We start from the raw sequence: 15,494 nt of genomic DNA, 5'->3' as shown, positions 1-15,494 counted from the left end.
TCTTGAAGTATAGAAAGAACGTAAATAAAATTAGTGATATGGAGAATTTAAAGAATAAGCGGATAGCGATATTGTCGCGGATGGATTTGAAGAAATTGAACTGACTAGCCCAAAGGAAGCCTTGGAAAATGCAGGCGCCAAAACAGACATTATATCACCGGCTGAAGGAACAGTGCGGGCAAAAAATGGAGATGAATGGTCAAATGACTATCCTGTCGATGTAGCTCTGCAGGAGGCAGAAGAGAATCGATATGACGGATTGCTGCTACCAGGCGGGGTCATCAATCCTGATAAATTGAGGACGAATAAAACGGCTATTGCATTGATCAATGCTTTCTGGGAACGGGATAAACCGATCGCAGCCATTTGCCATGGACCGCAATTACTGATTAACGCGGATCTGGTGCGTGATAAAAAAATAACGTCCGTTGAAGCCATTCAAATGGACCTGATTAATGCAGGCGCATTATGGGAAGACAGCGAAGTGGTGATTGACGACAAACTTATTACAAGTCGTACGCCCGACGATCTTCCCGCTTTTAATAAAGCCATCATTAAAGCGTTTGCGACAGAAAAAAAGAACAAAGCGTAGTAGTACAGTTTCAATAACGTATAAATCGGCTAACCTTTAGATCTTGTAACATGTTCAGCATATAAATAACACATAAAACAGTATATTATGAATACAACAAAAGTTCAAGCCATACGACTGCCAAAGGGCAATCGCAAAGCAGCAACGCTAACAAAGAAAAAAAATCAGCGACAACAACAGGAAAAAGTGCTTCAGCGTCTAAAGGATCGCAAAACGGAAGTTCTGATAAAACCAAAGCTGAACTCTTGGAAATGGCAAAGAAAATGGAGATCACCGGGCGTCACGATATGACGAAAGATGAACTTGCTAAAGCCATAGAGAAGCAGGGCAAAAAATAGAAATGTCATTCACGGACAAGTGCTGATTAGTCCTGAAAATAGATACAGATTTTCAGTTAGAAACTAAGTTTAACAGAAAGACCCGCAATTTTAAATGCGGGTCTTTCTTATTTCTTCCTTTCTTTTGGCCTATCTGTAGGATCATTGGGCATCTCGTTCAACTGATCCACCTGCGGGTCTACTCCGGCCTCGGCATCGCCCTGATCCTTATCGCCTACATCTCGCAGTGTCTCTCCATTTACACCTAACTTGACCTTTTTCTTTTTTTCCATTTCGGTTCCGACGACGCGGTTTTCATTTTTTGTTGCCATATTCCTCTATTTTTTGTTTTTATTGTTTAATCAATGTAAGAGCATGTGATGAAAACCGAAGCTGACAAGACCAGCTGTATTTTTTGTATTCGTTTTCTCGATCAGCTTCTGTCGGTGCCCTTCCACCGTACGTTTGCTCAAAAAAATACGCTCTGCAATTTCGCCGTTGGTGTATCCCTGTGCGATGAGTTCCAAGACATGCAATTCGCGTTCTGAAATATCATATTTTAACAAAACACGATTTAGGTCTGGAGCCCTGTCCGCAAAGTTTTTATAATCGTTAAGGCAGGAAACACTTAAGGAACCACTGATATATTTTTCTCCTTTGGCAACCTGCCGTATACCAAAAAGTACCTCATCACAACTACTATCTTTCACTAAATAACCATCTGCTCCAGCACGCAATACATCTGCGGCAATGTGTTTGTCATTTTCCATCGTCAAAGCAAGGATTTTTATATCGGGGTATTTCTGTTTAACGGAATCAATGAGGGTTATCCCGCCCATTTCACCCATATTAATATCCGTAAGGATCATATCTGGTCGCTGATCGACATTCAACACATCCAAAGCTGCTTCAGCACTTTCAACATCAGCCAAAACAGTAATGTCATCTTGTGTTTCTAAAATCAGCCGAAAACCACTTCTTACCAAATGATGGTCGTCAACAAGCACTATCTGAATCATAGCTATCTGTTTAATGAACTTATGTACTTCTAGGAACAGCACCCAATTGTAAAAAGTTTTTTACAGTTGAATTTATCTAAAAAATAAAGAAAATAAGATTGATTTTCTTTTTCTATCATAATAGCAAATATAGAAAGCGAAACGCTTTTGACCTGAGCTTTGTTCTCCTACTAAGTGCATGCAGGTGGCATGCCATGATTAAACGATAGATAATATGAAAAACTCAACAAAATTAATTGCCGTCAGTCTATTATACTTAGCAGCCTATGGATGTAACGGCGCTAAAACTGATGATCAAAAATCACAGGAACTGATGCGTGATTCCGTTCCCAACGATACCACGACGATACAATATCGCGACACCACATCTGCCGAATCCCGTGGAGAAATCCCGCCGACATAATAGCATAATTATGAAGTCCTCCCGTCGTGAGATGGCTGGAGATTAGATTTATTGTAGAGAGCTAGACAATGTAAACATTGTCTAGCTTTTTTATTTGGGCACTATTCGAAGGTCAGATTGATTTTCGAAAATCCCAATCCCTGTAAGAGCGGTTTAAAAACGGTGGTTGCATTGGCCTTGGTCTGCTGCAGGATATCCGATTTCTTTACATCATCAGCAACAGCTTTTTCCGCAGCTTTATAAGCTTCATCCACGAGCTCTGCTTCGCGCAAGAAAGCCATTTTCGTATCATAGACTTTGGACGCCTCGTGGTCGATCTTGATGTAACAAATTTCTGGAGCCGGCAATTTGATGGAGACCGAATCCCCCAAAACCGTGATATCTTCCGGACTAAGTTTCGTCAGATTCACACAGCCTACAGCATCTGCTTTCACGATGAGTAATACACTTGCATCCGGTAAAAAAGTATTCACGTTTTTGTGCTCTACAACATCACTGTAACGGTATTTGACCAATTCCAGTTTTCCCATGGCTTCAATACGGTCCACCAACAGCTGATGTTTGCTTTCCACTGTCGGTCCGCTGTTATATTTATGATACACAAACCAGGCGCCAACTGCCAAAATGGCTACGATAATTAAAAATTTTAAAAATTTTCCCATAAACTATACTATACAAATTAAAGACCAAGCTGCTTTTTTAGACATTTAACCTGAAAATATTACCTCAATATTATTCTTCAGGGTCACTAAATGGGCATACTTGAAAATTATACCTTTTGATAGACAATTGTTTAGTTAAAAAGTTTAAAAAACATTTGGAACATATGAGCTATAATACTACTTTTGTGACATCAAAATCACGGTAGGTATAGCTCAGTTGGTTAGAGCACTAGATTGTGGTTCTAGGGGTCGTCGGTTCGAGCCCGATTACTTACCCAAAAGGCAGATCAAATGATCTGCCTTTTTTGTTTCTAGTCCCGTCTGTTTGCTCCCGTCTGTTAGCGCCACATAAACCCGCCAATACGGAAAAAGCGGAGCAACTTGTTAATCACGGTTAAAGCAGGTTTTTTAATCTTCCATTTTAATCCATCGAATCCTGTGGGAGCCGCATTGAAATCTTTCACTGTCGCCGCCCCTGTTTTCATATGGATCGGCGCTTCATCCCTTCGAAGTTTCTCCACCACCAGGATGCTATCATAGTAGTGTAGAGAGCCTACCGAACGCGTAAATCCGTTGACCTTCAATCCGCGTTGCTCAGAATGGTAAGCATTGATGTAATCAATAAAATTTTTACTATACTCTATAAAAGTACCGTTCCTTTTATGGCCACCACCATAAAATACCTGATAAGATGTATGTAAATCTTCACAAAGGTATACGCCATTGTCTTTCACATGATCAAAAAGCTCCTCAAATGTCACAATCTGTTGTTTCATCGTATGGCCACCATCATCAATCAATATATCGATCGGCGGAATAGACTCTTTTACCTGACGCAGAAACTTTCGGTCGGACTGCGAACCAATAAAGATCTCGACATTTTCTTCTTCGAGTTCCTTACAGTGCGGATTGATGTCAATACCATATATTTTAGCACGATCGCCAAAATAGTTCTTCCACATCTGCAGACTTCCACCCTGAAAAACCCCAACTTCCAACACCACGATCTCTTTGCCTTTGAAACGACTAAAATGTCTGTCGTATATATCGAAATAATGCATCCATTTATTGATTAGCTTCGCATTATTATTTCGGAAATAAGTTTCTAACTCGTTCATGTCCTTCGGTCTATTTAAGGGGTTCTGGTTTTTTATGTGTTGAATTTATTGAAATATAACGAAAAAAGCAACGATATTTTTCTCCAGTCGAATTTTAAAATTCAATTTTAAAACATCCAAATTATTTTCCTACATTTACATAACTAGTTATATAATTACTTATAATACGATGGAACTATTTGAAAAAACAGGAAAAATAGCCTTAGGTAGCAGATTGCGCTACATGGCTTCCAACATCACAGAAGAAGCCGCCCGGATACACGAGCTTTATCAGATTGAATTTGCACCCAAATGGTTTCCCGTATTCTTTATTTTATCTGAAGGTGATTCCAAGACAATTACTGATATAGCAACAGAGATTGGCCACTCCCAGCCATCGGTCACTAAAATCGTTAAAGAAATGATCGAAGCGGGCCTACTTGAAGATAACCTTCGCTCTATGGATAAACGGAGAAATATGGTTGGATTGAGTAATAAAGGAAAAATGCTATGGGAAAGAATGAAAATTCAATGTATCGATATCGATCGTGCCATTGATGGGATTATCCAGGAAGCTACGCACAATCTATGGGAAGCTTTAGCGGAATGGGAATTTCTCCTTGAACAAAAATCCTTGCTGAAACGGGTGCAAGAGCAAAAGAAAATGCGTGAAAGTAAGGATATCAACATTGTGCCGTACAATCCAGCCTACCGCTTAGCATTTAAGTCCTTGAATGAGGAATGGATTTCCACCTATTTTGAATTGGAAGAGGCGGACCATAAAGCACTTGACAACCCTGAGGAGTATATTTTGGCAAAAGGCGGCAAAATTATGGTTGCTCTTTATAATGACAAGCCCGTAGGTGTATGTTCACTTATCAAAATGAATCATCCCGATTTTGACTATGAATTGGCAAAAATGGTGGTTTCTCCAACAGTGCAGGGCAAAAATATAGGCTATCTTTTGGGAAAAGCAATTATTGAAGAAGCAAAGACTCTAGGGGCTTCAAAACTGTTTCTCGAGAGCAACACCATTTTAAAACCTGCGATCAATCTCTATCACAAGTTAGGTTTTCAAAAAATCAATGGCTTTCCAAGTACTTATCAACGCTGTAATATCCAGATGGAACTGGATTTAAAAAAATAACCTGGCGCAGTAGAAACATACACTGGAATAGTCAACTCAGATAAGCGAATGAATGCTTCCTTTTTTTGGGGAAGCATTTTTGTTTAATTAATTTTCAAATAAAAGGTGATACTTTTCGCTAAATTGGTACATGTCTATAAATGATATTGCTATGCAACAATTGATCAATTCAAATCGAACAATAGACCGGCAGGTGCTCTTTATGAACTTGTATAAAAGTACATTTCCTATCGTGGCTAAGTATATCAGTCGCATGGGCGGTAATTTAGATGAAGCCAAAGATGTATTTCAGGACGCTTTACTGGTGTATTATGAAAAGATACATTTAAAAGAAACACCACTAAACAACGCTATTGGTTATTTGGTCGGAACAGCCAAAAATCTATGGCTTAAACGGTATGGTCAATCCAGCCCAAACCTCTCCCTAGATCAAGTGGATATTGCTTTGACAACCGAAGAGTCTCCTTCTAGCGCAAGGCTGTTTCGCTTTTTGGAGATTGCCGGGCGCAAATGTTTAGAACTTTTGAAAAGCTTCTATTATGATCAAATGTCCCTGCAAGAAATTGCAGATGAATATGGCTATTCGGGCGTAAGGAGCGCCACTGTACAGAAATTCAAATGCCTGGAGAAAGTTAGAGAATCCGTTAAAGAAAAATCCCTGGTTTATGATGACTTCATGGAATGAAAACCCAGCAGATAGAAGCATATATCTTTGGAATGGCTGAACCAGAAGAAGCGTTGCTTTTTGAAGCGCAATTGGTATTGGACGAAGAATTGGCAGACAAGGTTATTGCGCAACAAAAAGCTTATGAAGCTATTCAGCAATTTGGGCGCAAACAATTAAAAACTGAAATTGAAGCCATAACGCAAGCATTATTTACATATCCTGAACATGTCTCTTTTAGAAAAAAAATACTAAAGTTATTTCGCAAATCCTAAATTCTTAACATCATGACGATTGACAAAAATGAGTTCCGCAAATTTGCGGTAGGGCACTGCTATGTCCAAAAAGATCTGGTGGATCATTACATTTCCGGTATCGAGCAATCCCGCATGCCGCTGGCCATGACTCCATATATCACAGAAGAACGCGAATTGCGCGTATCACAAATGGACGTATTTTCCAGATTGATGATTGACCGTATTATCTTTATGGGTGCTGCCGTAGAATCCAACATCGCCAATATCGTACAAGCCCAGCTGCTATTTCTTCAATCTGTTGATCCCAAAAAAGATATACAACTGTATATCAACTCTCCTGGCGGCGAAGTTTATGCTGGATTAGGTATTTATGATACGATGCAATTGATCAGTCCTGATGTTGCAACAATCTGCACCGGTATGGCACTCTCTTTTGGCGCGATATTACTCTGTGGCGGCGCCGCCGGCAAGCGTAGCGCCCTGCAGCATGCACGGGTGATGTTGCATCAACCGCTGGGCGGTGTTCAAGGGCAGGCATCTGACATTGAAATTACAGCCAATCAAGTGTTGAAAATAAAGAAGGAGCTGTACGATATTATTGCCAACATAGTGGACAAAGCTATCAACGTGTACATGATGTTAGCGACCGGGATCACTGGATGGTTGCTGCAGAAGCAAAAGAATTTGGAATTATTGACGACGTACTGACCTAGCGATGATCATTAAATTTATGAACAATTTCAAACGGACTATTGACAAACTGGTGTCAATAGCCCGTTTAATTTTGTTATCAATAAATTTAGATCATCATGAAATTAACATCCATTCGGCTGATTGCAAATGACATCCAGCAATCCGTCACATTCTATGAAGAAATCCTGGGCCTCACCGCGCAATGGTTTACACCAGATTTCGCTGAAGTTTCCACCAGTTCGATTACCATAGCTATTGGAAGTACGCGTACGATGCAAATGTTTAGCGACAGCCCCACTGTCTTTGGCAACACGGCCCCCATTATTATTGAATTTTTAGTGAAAAATGTAGATCATGAATATATTCGGATCAAAAATAGTGCTTCAAAAATCGTTCAGGAGCCGACAACAATGCCTTGGGGCAATCGCTCATTGCTTTTTTGTGACCCCGATGGTAACCTGCTTAACTTTTTCACGCCACTGAGCCCTGAGGCCATCAAGAAATTTGGTTTAGACGCTACTAACTAGTCTGCTCATCTGACAAGATACTAACATCGAATATAGTATCTTGTCTTCATTAATTGACATTTAACAGCTATTCAGCTCATGGCCCTAATTAAAGATATATATACACGGGAATTCTATCAGTTTATTGCTGATCAGTTCCACCGCGTTGATAACAATTTTAACAGAGAACAGTTTATCAAACGTGTTTTTGCAGGCAGTTTTCATGAAATGGAATGGAAACAGCGCACAAAACATAGCACAGCGGTCTTGCATGAATTTATGCCGAACTCCTTTCCTGAAGCAGCGGCCTTACTAAGACAAGTTGTGGAACATCTCCTAAAAACGAAGCATCCGGGAGGACTTGAATATGTTATTTTTCCAGACTATATCGAAACTTACGGCATCGAAGATTTTGAAACAGCTGTACAGTCATTTGAAATCGTCACGAGATTTATCAGCTGCGAATTTGCCGTTCGTCCATTTATTATCAACTATGGATCTCGAATGATCGCGGAAATGGAAAGGTGGTCCAAAAGTCCACATGCTCAGGTACGACGCCTTGCAAGCGAAGGATCTCGACCCCGACTCCCTTGGGCGATGGCAATTCCATCGTTGAAAAATGACCCTACTCCTATCCTGTCCATCCTACAAAACTCCATAATGATTCATCCGAGAGCGTCAGAAGAAGTGTAGCCACAATCTCAACGATATCGCTAAGGATCATCCCCATCTTGTCTTGGGTATTGCCCAGCAATGGAAAGGTATCAGTAAAAATACAGATGCTATCATCAAACATGGCTGCCGTACCTTACTCAAACAAGGGCATCCAGCAATTCTAAGCTTTTATGGACTGGATAGTAGCGATTTCGATGTTACAAATCTCAGTATTCATACACCGGCTGTTAAAGTAGGTGAACATCTTATTTTTTCTTTTGAAATCGAGAATGGAAGCAGCACCGCTAAATCACTACGTCTGGAGTATGGGTTATATTATCAAAAATCAAATGGCCAGCTATCTCGAAAGGTTTTTAAAATTAGTGAACGAATTTATCAGGGAGCTGAGATAAACCGTATCGAGCGAAAGCAATCTTTTAAATTGATTACCACCCGGAAATTCTATGCAGGGAAGCATAAAATCTCCATTATTGTCAATGGGCGAGAAATGGTCCAACAGGAATTTGAGCTATTGCACATTTAATGGGACATAAGAAACAAACGAAGGGCTTTCGTGTTCTACTAGAAACAATAGAATATGCGCTGGATGACTTTTTCCAAGGTATATGTGGTAGGTGGTTTATATTAATATGAAGTCTGTTATGAAGAAAATTCTCATAATCTTTTTTGTCTCACTTATTCTATTTCTCATTGGGCTTTTCATTAGAACGCTGACTTATCCGTTTACGCGAGTCAAAAAATCGGAGGTGGCTCCAATGCCGCCAGCGGTCAATGACAGTATTGTTGCCCGAATTGCTGGCGGTATCAAAATAGCCACCATCTCTATCGGTGACTCGACATTATTTAATCATGCTCCTTTTGAAGAACTGAATAATTACATCAGGTACAACTTTCCACTGATCTATCGCTCGCTGGAAACCTATACAATCAATGGTCATGCGCTGGTCTTTCGACTCAAGGGAAGCGACAAGAGCTTGCTTCCGCTACTCTTTCTTTCCCATATGGATGTCGTCCCTCCTGGTTCAGCTGCCATAAAAAACAACGATTCATCACTATTTCAGCCTAGCGACCAGGCGATACCACCTGTAAGCGAAATCGCCGAAGAGTGGGACTATGCACCTTTTTCGGGAGCAGTAGCCAACGGCCGCATTTATGGACGTGGAAGCTTAGACATGAAAGGCATGCTTTTCTCCTTACTTGAAGCGACAGAACAGCTGGTTCGAGAACAGGTACAGCCCAAGCGGGATATCTACCTCGCTTTTGGTTTTGATGAAGAAGTTGGGGGCGTACGTGGCGCAGCCAAAATAGCAGACTACTTCAAAGAAAAGGGCCTTAAATTCGAAGCCGTTTATGACGAGGGTGGACTCATTCTGGAAAAGGGCTCGGTCGAGGGGATCAGCTCGGATGTAGCATTGATCGGTTGCGCGGAGAAGGGATTTTTATCCCTGAAAATAAAGGTTAAAGGTCTTGGTGGGCACTCTTCGATGCCCCCAACAACGAGTGCAATTGGTCAAGCGGCAGTCATCATGCAGCGCTTAGAAAATCACCAGATGAAAGCACAGATCAACCCCATTATCCAAAACTTCTTTCAACAGGTTGGTGGCAGCATGCCTTTTGCCTCCCGATTTGCGATCGCTAACCGCTGGCTTCTTGAACCTTTACTTCTGGCTCAACTAACGAAAAACCATTCGACTAATGCTCTCGTGCGAACAACTACGGCACTGACAATGATGAAAGGCAGCGATGCCCCCAATGTCCTTTCACCTGAAGTTGAATTTGTTGTCAATTTTAGACTGCTACCCGAAAACACCCTACAGGAAGTTCGGGATCATGTCGAGCAGGCTACAAGCGGGTTTGATGTTGAGATCGAACAGGTCGACAATGCCCGAGAAGCATCCAAAGTTTCACCAACAGACGCTAAAGCCTACAAAATGATGGAAATTGCTATCCGCAGACTATACCCCGATCTTATTATTACGCCCTACCTGACGGTGGGCGGAACCGACGCCATCAAATATCAGCATCTCAGTGATCATATCTATCGTTTTATGCCCATTAAAATTAATCACGCCGAACAGCAGAGTATGCATAGTACCAATGAATACATCAGCATTGAAAACTACCTGAAGATGATAGACTATTTTTATTACATGATGCGTCACTACGACGATGAAAAGATTTAACCATGGACAATCTTCGCAATTACATTCACACATTGGTTTATTTTTCAACAAACACAGATAAGAAATATGAAAACAGACAATAACGCACTTTTGGAATTCGAAAAATTTATGGCTATCCGATTGAAATCCTCAACAGATTTTGTGGAGGGCCATTTTGACTCTCTTAAAGACATTTCTGTCTCGAATGAGCCGGCAACAATTTTTCCGCCCAATGGAATATACATCTCTGGGGTATCCGAGGTCAATGATTTTAATCAAAAAGGAGCTTCCAATTTCCTTCCGGGTGCAGAAAACAAATTTGAAGTGATCCATCAAGATGCATGTGATTCGCTAGCTTACTGGACGGGTATACAACGTTCGACAGTCAACGTAAAAGGGCGAGATACAGCAGTGATTTTCAATCTCAGAATCACCGAAATCTTCAGAAAAGAGCAAGGCAATTGGAAGCTTATGCATCGACATGCCGATAAACTGGCCGAATAATCGAGATGGCTTAGCAAATCGTCAGATAAAACGGCTGTGTGCAGCAAACCACTGGAGACTATTTAAGCTATTGCGCATTGCAGCATTTACCTAATGATAGTTCATTAAATAAACAATGGCGACTATCTAACGTATCCCTTTTGTTACAAAAGCAATTCACACAAACGATTGCATTGAATAATTTTCGTTTAATTTAATTGTATTTATAAAATTAGAGTCAACAATTAAATTTAACTTATGAGATATCCCAAATTTACACTACTGCTTTGTGCAGTAGTGGCAAGCTTTCTGTCTTGCAAAAAAAGCGAGGTGCACACCAATTTAGAAGAGAAATTATCGCTCCGTGCTGCATCCCCTGGAGCAAGCGGATACGAAGTTCCCTTAGGTGGTAATGCCTTTGTTACTTCAGCACCTTCCGGTGCAGTTGAAGTCATCAATAGCAATGGCCTGGCAAACTGGACCAATGCCAATAGCGTGATCAGTACCTATGCCAAGGTCCCCCAAGCAGGCGCTTTACGTGTTAAAATAAGGGCTAAAGTGTTACCTTCAGGCGATAGCAGTACGGTGAAGTTAACGATCAACGGTGTAAGCAAACAAATCAAACTTAAGGGTGGAACCCTACAGGATTACACTGTTGGTACCTATTCGCTAAATGCGGCGGGTTATATAAAAATGGATCTTCAAGGTGTATCCAAGTCAGGTGGTTACTTTGCGGATGTATCCCACTTGATTTTAGATAGTTAGGCAACGAATGGCACAGTAATTTATAGTGACAATAATGTAGATAATACCTACTATTGGTCGCGACGGGGTCCATCCTGCCATTTGAGTTATACCATTCCAACAAATCAGCAAGTTTCCTATTATTATAGCGAGGTGAAAGTCCCCGCTGGAGAAGATAAAATAGGATCTTACTTTATGGCAAATGGCTTCGGCCAAGGATATTTCGGAATGCAGGTCAATTCAGCGACAGAGCGCAGAATATTATTTTCTGTTTGGAGTCCATATAGCACCGATAACCCATCACAAATACCTGCAGAGGACCGCATTACATTAAATAGAAAAGGTGCAAATACCACGACAGGAGAGTTCGGTGGCGAAGGTTCTGGCGGACAAAGCTACCTCAAGTTTAATTGGACTGCCGCTACTACCTATAAATTTTTATTGAAAGGAGAACCTGATAATAATGGAAGTACTGATTTTACAGCATGGTTTAATGATCCTTCGACCAATACTTGGATACTCATTGCAAGTTGGAAACGTCCCAAAACAAATACTTATTTAACAGGATTTCATAGCTTCCTAGAAAATTTCAACGCCGACAACGGCTTTCTGGGACGTTCGGCAGAATATAGTAATCAATGGGTTCGAACATCTGCTGGAACTTGGCTGAAAGTCGTGGAAAGTACCTTTACGGTTGATGCAACCTATTCCAATAACCAGCGGATAGACGCCATTGGCGGAATAACCGGGAATAGCTTCTTCCTGAAAAATGGCGGTTTTTTCAATACTGTCGTAAATCCCGGAACGAAATTTACACAAGCAGGTACTGGCACAGCACCTTCAATAAATCTAACAACACTGCCGTAATACGCATGTTTACAACAAATTATTAGTAGTTTATATTCCATGTAAAGGGGCAATACGTTCAAATGAAGTATTGCCCTTTTAAAAACTTAACCTTGTGATATTTACATAACAATTCGTACCTTTCACTAACACTTTAATAAAATTAGCTAATCCCCCGCCTTGGGCAGGTTGTAAACCCAATGCTTTTCCGAATACCGACGATAGATTCCAGCATCAAGAACAATAAACTTGTTTATGAATATACTATCCAAACCCTTATTTATCCTATTGAGCACCCTGTTGCTAATTAATAGCCTTTCATCAAAAGGACAGTATCTTTCACCCTTCAATACTGACCATAAACTTAAAAACCAACTCGATACAATTGTAAACTGTTCCGTTGTTGATTATCTTTCCAACAACAATACATTTAGTGTGTCTATTGGGATTTATACTAAAGGGCACAAAACAACCTACACCTACAGTAGAGAAAAGTTACCAAACGCCGATAACTATTACAACATTGGATCGGTGGCGAAAACCTTTGTCGGCGCTCTACTTGCGCAAGCGGTCCTTGATAAGAAAATCAACCTCGATGATGATATCCGTAAATACTTGCCGGGAGGTTATTCCAATTTACAATACAGCGGCCATGGAATCCGCGTTAAGCATCTAGCAAATCATACTTCTGCCCTTCCAAAGACTTTCAGATCGCTTCCTACCAAAGTTGTCGATAGTTTAAGGGGGCTCACTATTCCGGAACAGGTAGACTATCTTGGAAAGTACAGTCGTGACAACCTATTGGATGATCTGAGGAAAGTCAAGCCCGACACCGTCCCAGGTACAAACTTCAGTTACAATAGCACGGCTGTGATGGTACTTATTGCGCTATTGGAAAGTAGCTATAAAGATTCCTATGAACATCTTATCAGCGCATATCTGAAGGGACACCTCGGTATGCACTATACAACCCCCTATTTAGATGAATCACAAATAAACGACGTTGTACAGGGCCATGACAATAAAGGTCAGCCTGTTCCATTTGCGAATTTGAGCGGGTTTTACTTTGGCCCCACAATGAATTCAACGATCAATGATATGTTGATCTACATCGAAGCCAACCTCAAACTAAACGATAGAGCCCTTGGTCTAACACATCAACTGACTTATGGAAAAGACGATGGATTTGGTATGGGGCTCGGTTGGATGATCAATCGTGATGAACGTGGGGTTCGCTATTTCTATCACGATGGAAATACTAAAATAGGCTACAATACCTTGTGTGTACTTTATCCCACAGATGATTATGGTATCGTTATTATGGTCAACGACACCATTGATCAACGCAAGGTCAGTGAACTTGAAAATGACATTAGACATCAGTTATTACTGTATGATCGGCGACAGGTTCAGCCTTCATCTTCAGCAGAAAAGAAGGATTAAAATTAAGTTATCATTAAAAAAATATGTATTTATTTTTAATTCAATAAAAAATAAAATTAAAATAAGAGAAGTAATAATAAATTCTCCCAAAATATTATTAATTTTCGGAAACTAACCAATGTGGAAATCGGTGAATGTTTATTTTTTTAACTAAAGAAAGGAGGCAAACAAAACAACGACAATGAGAACCGCTTGAAAAACCAAGCACAATTAAATTAATGATTCATTCACAAATCTTAAAAACTAAGTTATGTTAAAATTAACCAGTCGCTGGAACAGACTTTATGCTGTTTTGGCCGTAGTTTCCACATTTTCTATTTTTAGTTGCCAAAAAGCTTCATTAACTCCTGAGAGTCCAGAAGCACAACTGAACAAAAAAGATGCTGTATCCGCACAGGCAGGAGCTACAATTGCAACATTAAATTGGGATCAAACCTATCAAAAGATTGATGGATTTGGTGCATTCGGAGGCCGGATTGTTCCATTCTTTGAATCCGCAAAAAGAGATAGTATTCTGGATTATTTATGGGGAGGCAGTGGATTGAAACTGAATATCCTTCGTGGAAAAGTACTTCATACCTATCCTTTTAATCAACAGACCAAGGTCGTTACCATTAAACCGGCAGGAGTTTCGATTGACGTAGACCCCAACAGTGCGACTTATCAGAATTTGACAGCAGATGAAAAAGAACAGCTTGGACAGGTCTGGATCATCAAGAAAGCAAAAGAAAGATTCCAAGTTCCCTTCGTTATGGCAAGTACCTGGACTCCGCCCTTATACATGAAGACCAATACGAGCAGTATTTCCGCGAAATGGTTTAATGGACTTAATTTTAATACTTCTTCAACAGCTTTCGCGCGCTACCTGACTGGATTTGTAAAATCATTTCAAAATGAAGGAATTACAATCAATGCTATCTCTCCTTCAAATGAACCTGAAAATGTCTTTTCAGACTGGGATGCTTCTTATTGGGACGCTTCGCATTTGGGACAGTTTATTACCAACAACCTCCGTCCAGAATTAAACAGCGCTGGTCTACAATCCACCAAGATTATATCTTCCGAAAATGCGGCCTGGGGAACTGCCGATAATTTCCTCTCAGGCATGGACAGAAGCAATGTCGACATCCTTGCGGGGCACGGCTACGTTGAAATAAGTGGCATCATCACTGGTCAACGTGGGTTTAACCAGAGTCCGTCCATGTGGAATTTTAGTATTGGTGGTAAACCAATGTGGGTAACAGAAGCGTCCGATGATGGCGGCAATTATGACAGTGGCATTGAAGGCGGCTTGAAACTGGCCGTTAATATGCACAAACTACTGGCGGATTGTAATGCCAATGCCTATGTATTTTGGCTAGGGATGCTGGCATTTCAAAATAATGAGGCGCTTATTTGCACAAAGAGTAATGGTTCTTTGGAGTTTCCAAAAACGTATGATGTGATGGGACATTATTCCAGGTTTATCAAAGCAGGTTATATGCGTATCAATGTAGCGGTTCAAAATGGAAATGGCTTATTGATTTCGGCTTACAAAGATCCTCAATCAGGTAAGTTTGCCTTAGTTGTCACCAACACGGGTACTGCAGCTGTTCCATTGGATATCAACCTCACAGGTTTTGCAAGCGGCGCGCTGAACAATTACCAAACCACGGCAAGCAGTTCTGGCCATTGGGGTAACGTCGGAGCTGTAACACCAAACAGCTCAGGTGTCTATTCCTTAACAATACCTGCTAAAAGTATAAGCACTTTAGAAGGCAACAAACTTTAATTTGTTCATCATA

At 40.6% G+C, this 15,494-nt stretch carries 20 protein-coding genes, 1 tRNA gene and 1 pseudogene; 18 read left to right on the top strand and 4 right to left on the bottom strand.

Annotated elements, in window-relative coordinates; genetic code table 11:
- The first annotated feature begins 121 nt into the window (after positions 1 to 121).
- The 3 genes from DTA23_RS11210 to DTA23_RS30370 all read left to right on the top strand — a co-directional run bounded on the left by DTA23_RS11210 (position 122) and on the right by DTA23_RS30370 (position 930).
- Positions 122 to 592 (top strand): type 1 glutamine amidotransferase domain-containing protein, encoded by a 471-nt coding sequence (locus DTA23_RS11210; RefSeq protein ID WP_256603436.1) that lies wholly within the window; start codon positions 122 to 124, stop codon positions 590 to 592.
- An 87-nt stretch (positions 593 to 679) separates the two neighbouring features.
- Entirely contained in the window at positions 680 to 883 is a 204-nt protein-coding gene (locus DTA23_RS27110; RefSeq protein ID WP_172462359.1) for a hypothetical protein, read from the top strand.
- Positions 844 to 930 (top strand): hypothetical protein, encoded by an 87-nt coding sequence (locus DTA23_RS30370; protein ID WP_112374746.1) that lies wholly within the window; start codon positions 844 to 846, stop codon positions 928 to 930. The genes DTA23_RS27110 and DTA23_RS30370 overlap by 40 nt, the downstream gene beginning before the upstream one ends.
- A gap of 107 nt (positions 931 to 1,037) precedes the next feature.
- Here the strand turns inward: DTA23_RS30370 and DTA23_RS11200 are convergent, their stop codons facing one another.
- Both DTA23_RS11200 and DTA23_RS11195 read right to left on the bottom strand, forming a co-directional pair.
- Positions 1,038 to 1,241, bottom strand: coding sequence for a hypothetical protein (locus DTA23_RS11200; protein WP_070564431.1), 204 nt, complete (start codon positions 1,239 to 1,241; stop codon positions 1,038 to 1,040).
- Positions 1,242 to 1,271: 30 nt separating this feature from the next.
- Positions 1,272 to 1,928, bottom strand: a complete 657-nt coding sequence (locus DTA23_RS11195; protein ID WP_112374745.1) for a response regulator transcription factor — start codon at positions 1,926 to 1,928, stop codon at positions 1,272 to 1,274.
- A 214-nt stretch (positions 1,929 to 2,142) separates the two neighbouring features.
- Here DTA23_RS11195 and DTA23_RS11190 point away from each other — a divergent pair, with 214 nt between their 5' ends.
- The gene (locus tag DTA23_RS11190) at positions 2,143 to 2,331 is read left to right on the top strand and encodes a hypothetical protein (protein WP_112374744.1); all 189 of its coding nucleotides are present in this window, start codon (positions 2,143 to 2,145) and stop codon (positions 2,329 to 2,331) included.
- A gap of 101 nt (positions 2,332 to 2,432) precedes the next feature.
- Here the strand turns inward: DTA23_RS11190 and DTA23_RS11185 are convergent, their stop codons facing one another.
- Entirely contained in the window at positions 2,433 to 2,993 is a 561-nt protein-coding gene (locus tag DTA23_RS11185; RefSeq protein ID WP_046676305.1) for a DUF4230 domain-containing protein, read from the bottom strand.
- Positions 2,994 to 3,195: 202 nt separating this feature from the next.
- Between DTA23_RS11185 and DTA23_RS11180 the strand changes: the two genes are divergently transcribed.
- Positions 3,196 to 3,269: transfer RNA gene (locus DTA23_RS11180), tRNA-His, on the top strand.
- Positions 3,270 to 3,331: 62 nt separating this feature from the next.
- Here the strand turns inward: DTA23_RS11180 and DTA23_RS11175 are convergent.
- Positions 3,332 to 4,111: a class I SAM-dependent methyltransferase gene (locus DTA23_RS11175; protein ID WP_083295870.1), complete on the bottom strand. Its 780-nt coding sequence runs from the start codon at positions 4,109 to 4,111 to the stop codon at positions 3,332 to 3,334.
- A 169-nt stretch (positions 4,112 to 4,280) separates the two neighbouring features.
- Here DTA23_RS11175 and DTA23_RS11170 point away from each other — a divergent pair, with 169 nt between their 5' ends.
- The 13 genes and pseudogenes from DTA23_RS11170 (at position 4,281) to DTA23_RS11120 (ending at position 15,481) form a co-directional block, all read left to right on the top strand.
- Complete coding sequence (locus tag DTA23_RS11170) at positions 4,281 to 5,237, top strand: bifunctional helix-turn-helix transcriptional regulator/GNAT family N-acetyltransferase (RefSeq protein WP_070564440.1); 957 nt, start codon at positions 4,281 to 4,283, stop codon at positions 5,235 to 5,237.
- A gap of 151 nt (positions 5,238 to 5,388) precedes the next feature.
- On the top strand, positions 5,389 to 5,922 hold the full coding sequence (locus DTA23_RS11165; protein WP_070564571.1) for an RNA polymerase sigma factor: 534 nt from the start codon (positions 5,389 to 5,391) through the stop codon (positions 5,920 to 5,922).
- A complete protein-coding gene (locus DTA23_RS11160) occupies positions 5,919 to 6,176 on the top strand; it encodes a hypothetical protein (RefSeq protein ID WP_112374743.1) in 258 nt (85 codons plus the stop codon). Before DTA23_RS11165 ends, DTA23_RS11160 begins: the two co-directional genes overlap by 4 nt.
- A gap of 12 nt (positions 6,177 to 6,188) precedes the next feature.
- Positions 6,189 to 6,871 (top strand): annotated as a pseudogene (locus DTA23_RS11155) (ATP-dependent Clp protease proteolytic subunit).
- A gap of 96 nt (positions 6,872 to 6,967) precedes the next feature.
- On the top strand, positions 6,968 to 7,378 hold the full coding sequence (locus DTA23_RS11150; RefSeq protein ID WP_112374742.1) for a VOC family protein: 411 nt from the start codon (positions 6,968 to 6,970) through the stop codon (positions 7,376 to 7,378).
- Positions 7,379 to 7,456: 78 nt separating this feature from the next.
- On the top strand, positions 7,457 to 8,050 hold the full coding sequence (locus DTA23_RS29020) for a hypothetical protein (protein ID WP_256603433.1): 594 nt from the start codon (positions 7,457 to 7,459) through the stop codon (positions 8,048 to 8,050).
- Between the two features lie 43 nt (positions 8,051 to 8,093).
- Positions 8,094 to 8,555 (top strand): YhaZ family DNA alkylation repair protein, encoded by a 462-nt coding sequence (locus DTA23_RS29015; protein WP_256603431.1) that lies wholly within the window; start codon positions 8,094 to 8,096, stop codon positions 8,553 to 8,555.
- 118 nt (positions 8,556 to 8,673) lie between these two features.
- Complete coding sequence (locus tag DTA23_RS11140) at positions 8,674 to 10,215, top strand: M20/M25/M40 family metallo-hydrolase (RefSeq protein ID WP_112374836.1); 1,542 nt, start codon at positions 8,674 to 8,676, stop codon at positions 10,213 to 10,215.
- A gap of 66 nt (positions 10,216 to 10,281) precedes the next feature.
- The gene (locus DTA23_RS11135; RefSeq protein WP_046676299.1) at positions 10,282 to 10,698 is read left to right on the top strand and encodes a nuclear transport factor 2 family protein; all 417 of its coding nucleotides are present in this window, start codon (positions 10,282 to 10,284) and stop codon (positions 10,696 to 10,698) included.
- 237 nt (positions 10,699 to 10,935) lie between these two features.
- A complete protein-coding gene (locus DTA23_RS27695; protein WP_204991155.1) occupies positions 10,936 to 11,442 on the top strand; it encodes a DUF5077 domain-containing protein in 507 nt (168 codons plus the stop codon).
- An 18-nt stretch (positions 11,443 to 11,460) separates the two neighbouring features.
- Entirely contained in the window at positions 11,461 to 12,288 is an 828-nt protein-coding gene (locus DTA23_RS27690) for a DUF3472 domain-containing protein (RefSeq protein WP_394370145.1), read from the top strand.
- A 234-nt stretch (positions 12,289 to 12,522) separates the two neighbouring features.
- Positions 12,523 to 13,710 carry a serine hydrolase domain-containing protein gene (locus DTA23_RS11125; protein WP_112374741.1) on the top strand — a complete coding sequence of 396 codons (1,188 nt, stop codon included), beginning with the start codon at positions 12,523 to 12,525 and terminating at the stop codon, positions 13,708 to 13,710.
- A 250-nt stretch (positions 13,711 to 13,960) separates the two neighbouring features.
- A complete protein-coding gene (locus DTA23_RS11120; RefSeq protein ID WP_112374740.1) occupies positions 13,961 to 15,481 on the top strand; it encodes a glycoside hydrolase in 1,521 nt (506 codons plus the stop codon).
- Positions 15,482 to 15,494 lie beyond the last annotated feature (13 nt).

Source organism: Sphingobacterium multivorum, from assembly GCF_900457465.1.
GTDB lineage: Bacteria > Bacteroidota > Bacteroidia > Sphingobacteriales > Sphingobacteriaceae > Sphingobacterium > Sphingobacterium multivorum.
This window is presented reverse-complemented; position numbering and strand designations above follow the sequence as displayed.

Bases quoted from the DNA above. Each gene is read 5' to 3' on its own strand.
- DTA23_RS11185 (WP_046676305.1), bottom strand. From the start codon at position 2,993: ATGGGAAAATTTTTAAAATTTTTAATTATCGTAGCCATTTTGGCAGTT.
- DTA23_RS11190 (WP_112374744.1), top strand. From the start codon at position 2,143: ATGAAAAACTCAACAAAATTAATTGCCGTCAGTCTATTATACTTAGCA.
- DTA23_RS11160 (WP_112374743.1), top strand. From the start codon at position 5,919: ATGAAAACCCAGCAGATAGAAGCATATATCTTTGGAATGGCTGAACCA.
- DTA23_RS27695 (WP_204991155.1), top strand. From the start codon at position 10,936: ATGAGATATCCCAAATTTACACTACTGCTTTGTGCAGTAGTGGCAAGC.
- DTA23_RS11165 (WP_070564571.1), top strand. From the start codon at position 5,389: ATGCAACAATTGATCAATTCAAATCGAACAATAGACCGGCAGGTGCTC.
- DTA23_RS11175 (WP_083295870.1), bottom strand. From the start codon at position 4,111: ATGAACGAGTTAGAAACTTATTTCCGAAATAATAATGCGAAGCTAATC.
- DTA23_RS11125 (WP_112374741.1), top strand. From the start codon at position 12,523: ATGAATATACTATCCAAACCCTTATTTATCCTATTGAGCACCCTGTTG.
- DTA23_RS11195 (WP_112374745.1), bottom strand. From the start codon at position 1,928: ATGATTCAGATAGTGCTTGTTGACGACCATCATTTGGTAAGAAGTGGT.
- DTA23_RS30370 (WP_112374746.1), top strand. From the start codon at position 844: ATGGCAAAGAAAATGGAGATCACCGGGCGTCACGATATGACGAAAGAT.
- DTA23_RS11120 (WP_112374740.1), top strand. From the start codon at position 13,961: ATGTTAAAATTAACCAGTCGCTGGAACAGACTTTATGCTGTTTTGGCC.
- DTA23_RS11150 (WP_112374742.1), top strand. From the start codon at position 6,968: ATGAAATTAACATCCATTCGGCTGATTGCAAATGACATCCAGCAATCC.
- DTA23_RS27110 (WP_172462359.1), top strand. From the start codon at position 680: ATGAATACAACAAAAGTTCAAGCCATACGACTGCCAAAGGGCAATCGC.
- DTA23_RS11200 (WP_070564431.1), bottom strand. From the start codon at position 1,241: ATGGCAACAAAAAATGAAAACCGCGTCGTCGGAACCGAAATGGAAAAA.
- DTA23_RS29020 (WP_256603433.1), top strand. From the start codon at position 7,457: ATGGCCCTAATTAAAGATATATATACACGGGAATTCTATCAGTTTATT.
- DTA23_RS11140 (WP_112374836.1), top strand. From the start codon at position 8,674: ATGAAGAAAATTCTCATAATCTTTTTTGTCTCACTTATTCTATTTCTC.
- DTA23_RS11135 (WP_046676299.1), top strand. From the start codon at position 10,282: ATGAAAACAGACAATAACGCACTTTTGGAATTCGAAAAATTTATGGCT.
- DTA23_RS11170 (WP_070564440.1), top strand. From the start codon at position 4,281: ATGGAACTATTTGAAAAAACAGGAAAAATAGCCTTAGGTAGCAGATTG.